The 3,820-nt window shown below is 68.3% G+C and carries 3 protein-coding genes; all 3 read right to left on the minus strand.

Annotation, left to right across the window (positions count from 1 at the left end):
- Positions 1–690: 690 nt before the first annotated feature.
- Entirely contained in the window at positions 691–1,419 is a 729-nt protein-coding gene (locus FJ251_14305; protein MBM4118877.1) for an AAA family ATPase, read from the minus strand.
- Between the two features lie 3 nt (positions 1,420–1,422).
- Positions 1,423–2,571: a transposase gene (locus tag FJ251_14310; protein ID MBM4118878.1), complete on the minus strand. Its 1,149-nt coding sequence runs from the start codon at positions 2,569–2,571 to the stop codon at positions 1,423–1,425.
- A gap of 244 nt (positions 2,572–2,815) precedes the next feature.
- On the minus strand, positions 2,816–3,694 hold the full coding sequence (locus FJ251_14315) for a hypothetical protein (protein ID MBM4118879.1): 879 nt from the start codon (positions 3,692–3,694) through the stop codon (positions 2,816–2,818).
- Positions 3,695–3,820 lie beyond the last annotated feature (126 nt).

Here is a 3,820-nt window from a genome sequence, read left to right on the forward strand (position 1 = left end):
CATCGCGCTCGCGAACCGTCTCGCGCAGGAGGTGCTCGGGCGGAGCCTGGACGAGCTGCCACCCCAGACGCGGCGCCTGCTCGAGCTCACGGACGAGATGGTCCTGGGCGAGACGAAGCGGCTCGGCATCGACCGGTGCGACTACCGCTTCAGCCGGCGGCAGGTGCGCGAATACGCGCGTTGGAGCTACGAGCAACTCCGCGTGCATCTCGGGCGCCTGGTCGAGCTCGAGTACCTCCTGGTGCACCGTGGCGGGCGCGGGCAGAGCTTCTCGTACGAGCTGCTCTTCGACGGCCGAGCCGTCGCCGCCGAGCGCTTCATCGCGGGCCTGGTGGACGCCGGCGAGCTCGTCGAGCCTGCGAGTACGACTTCGACTTTGGGGGGTCAGAAGGGCGACTTTGGGGTGGCTTTGGGGGCCCATACCGGGCCCATACCGGGGGGAAACCGGCCCCCTGTTGGATCGCGAAACGAGCATCAACCTGGCTCGAAACCTTCGCTCACGGTGGTGATCGACTCCGAAACGCACATCAGGAGCTTCGGCGCTCACCAAGAATGACCCAGCTGTGCTCGGCAGAAACGACCCGGCTTCGTGATCGGGCAAATCGCAGTACACCGATTGCGGCGTAGGCGCGAAGAAGCCGCAGGCCCGGTGGGGGCGCTGCGGCTTCGGGAGCAGAGGTCAGGACGCGGTCAGGGGGACGGGTCGCGGAGGGAGGGGCCGTTGATGCTGATGGTGTGGCACTGATGCCGGATGCGGCTGAGCAAGGCGTCGCAGAGGGCCTTGTTGCCGAGGAAGTTCTGCCACTCCTCGTACTCGAGGTTGGTGGTGATGATGGTGGCCTTGCGCTTGTAGCGCTCCTCCATCAGGCGGAAGAAGACGTTGGTCTGCTCGGGCCGAAGATTCAGATATCCCATCTCGTCGATGACGAGCAGGTCCACGCGGGCGAGGCGGTTGAGCAGCTTGCGTGACGAGCGATCAGCGAGCGAGGCGTACATCTCGTCGAACAAGTCCTGCGCCTTGAGGAAGAGCCCGCGATAACCGTTCTGGAGGGCCTTCAGGAGCAGGCCGGTGGCGAGCCCTGTCTTGCCCACGCCGGTGCCGCCGATGAAGACGAGATTCTCGGCGCGGGCAACGAAGTCGAGGCTGGCGAAGCCGCGGATCTGGCGAGCAGAGATCCCCGGCTGGCGCTTGAAGGGGAACGACTCGATGGTCCATTGCTCGGGCATGGCGGCTCGCTTGATGCGCCAGTTGAGGGCGGACTCTTGCTTGTTGTGCCACTCGGCGCGCAGCAAGCGGAGCAGGAACTCGCCGTAAAACAGCTGCTTCTTCTCGGCGTGTTGCAGCTCCTCTTCGATGATCTGGCGGATCTTGCCGAGGTGCAGGGTCTTGAGCAGCTGGTCGAGCTCGTCGTCGCGCATGGGTCACTCCGGCTCGTCGTCTGGGTCGCGACGCGGGAAGTAGTCGTGGCGAATGTTGCGCAGGATCATGGTCTCGATGCGCTCGAGGTCGTAGAGGCCGTAGCGAGCTGCGTCGCGGAGCGCATCGACGAGCGGGGGCTGGGGGTAGTCACGCAGCAGGCGCCGCAGCTGGCGCAGCCGGGCAACGCCCCGCCCTCGAGGTGCGCGCCGGTGCAGCTCGGTGATCCAGGTTGCGAGCTCCGGGAGCTCGGCGTGCAGCTGGCGCTCTTCGGCGACGAGCTGCTCGTCGCGGCGCTGCCTGTGCTCGGCGCGCTCCGGCTCGGGGAGCCGCACGCGCTTCGGCCCATCCACCCGCCGGGGATGGGTGGCAACGACCCGCGGCCCATCGAAGAGCTGGATCTCGGTCTTGGTCTCGCGCACCTCGAGCTGGTGGCCGATGTAGCGAGCTGGCACCTCGTAGCGGAACGTGTGGACGTTGACGTAGCTCTCGAGATCGACGAGGCGGGTGTGGACGCGATAGACGGGCGAGCGCCAGGCGGGCAACGGGACGAGCAGGTGGCTCTCGGCCGCGAAGAGGTCGCGGCGTGCGGCGTGGAGCCTGCGGCTGAAGGCGGCGTTGATCTTGTCGCACCAGATGACGGCTTCGCGGTTGGCGTGGTCGAAGTCGTCGAACTTGCGCCCGACGAGGAAGTTGTTCTGCACGAAGTCGAACAGGCCCTCGACCACGGCGGAGCGGTTGGCGTCGCCTTTCTCGTGAGCGCGGAACTCGAAGCCGCGAGCCTCGCCGAAGGATGCCATCTCGGGCACGGGGACCATGTGCTCGCCGGTGCCGCGCAGCACGATGACGCTGCTGTTGTCGACCATGCAGATGGGGCAGACGCCGCCCACGTAGTCGAGGGCGTCATCGAGGAAGACCTTGCACTCGAACCGCGTGAAATGCGGGTACAGCTGCACGAAGGCCAGCCGCGAGTAGGCGAGCGCGAGCCCCGCGATCTGCACGGGTCTCTCGCGCCCGCCGATGTCGGCGAAATGAGGAGAGGTGTCGTGCTGCATCTCCTTGCCTGGCTGGTGGTCGTAGCGTCCCGCAGGCTTCTGTGGCTCGTGGCCGATGCCGTGACGGCGGCAGTACGCGGTCAGGGTCGGGTACGAGATGAGCGCGCCTTGCTCCACGAGCTCCTCGTGGACACGCACGAGCCTGCCCCTGCAATCGTGGACCAGCTGGACGATCTCGTCGTGGTACGGCTCGGCCTTCTCGCTGCGGTCGAGGGCTGGAACCTTGGTCGCTCCCGATGCGATGACCCGCCGAACCGCGTTGCGTGAGATGCCGAGCATGCGCGCGATGACGCGCTTGCCATGACCCGCTTCTTGCAGGGCGAGGATGGTGGCTCGGGTCGTCTCATCCAACATCGGGGACCTCCTTCTCGATGGTGCTGACCAGGTGCTCGACGTCGCGGCGCGCGCCGGCAGCGGTCCGCCGCAGGCGCGCTTGCTCCGGCGGCAAGAGCTGCTGGACGACCCCACCCCGAACGCGACCGAGCGCGCGCCGGGCGATGCCACCCACGGCGCCGACGTCTCGCTCGAGCTCTTGCGCCGGGTCGTCGGGCTTGTCGCCGCGTGGCTCGCTGGCGCGTAGAAGCAGCTCCGGGTGCAGCAGCAACTGCTCGCGGCTGGCCTCGCTGCCGCGTGCAAACGCGGCGCACAGGAGCGCCGTCTGCCGCGTGCTTGGGCGGAGCGGGGCGAGAGCCTCGGCCAGCGCGATGGCGCCCGCGCGGTTGGCGCGCGCCAAGGGCAACAGGTGCTTCATGGCGGCGTGCGGGGACAGCTTTCCGTCGCGCACCAGCTGCTGGATCGTGTCGGGCAGCGTCGCGGCCAGGCCGAGCCGGCGACTCACCCAGCTCGGGCTGCGACCGAAGCGGCGGGCCAGATCTTCGAGCGACAGCCCGAATCGCTCCTGGAGCTCGCGCACCAGCCATGCCTGCTCGAGTACGCTCTCCCCCTCGGCAGCGCGCATCAGGCGCCCGAGCAGCAGCGCCTCCGGCTCGGGAAGGTCCCAGCAGGTGGCGCGGACCAGATCCTGGCCGAGCCTGTGGAGCCCTCGGACCCGCTTGTAGCCATCGACCAGGATGTAGCGGCCGGCGTCTGTTGCCGCGATCACCACCACCGGCAGCTGCTGACCATCGCGGGCCAGGGACGCCACAACGCGGCTGTCGCGCTCGCGGCTCGTCGTCCGCAGCGCCTCGTACCGGCGGTCCAGCTGGTGGAGCTCGAGGTCCATGGCCCCCGCGACGGTCGCAAATCCTCAGCCCGTGGTCCGTCTCCTCTCGTATCTCGCCGCGGCCGTCACAGCCCGAGTGCTCGAAGCTCCGCCGTGCTCGCCTCGAGCTGCTCGAGCGCGGTCATG

The sequence above is a fragment of the bacterium genome (genome assembly GCA_016873475.1).
In the GTDB taxonomy this organism is placed as follows: Bacteria; Krumholzibacteriota; Krumholzibacteriia; order JACNKJ01; family JACNKJ01; genus VGXI01.

Bases quoted from the DNA above. Each gene is read 5' to 3' on its own strand.
- FJ251_14305 (MBM4118877.1), bottom strand. From the start codon at position 1,419: ATGCGCGACGACGAGCTCGACCAGCTGCTCAAGACCCTGCACCTCGGC.
- FJ251_14315 (MBM4118879.1), bottom strand. From the start codon at position 3,694: ATGGACCTCGAGCTCCACCAGCTGGACCGCCGGTACGAGGCGCTGCGG.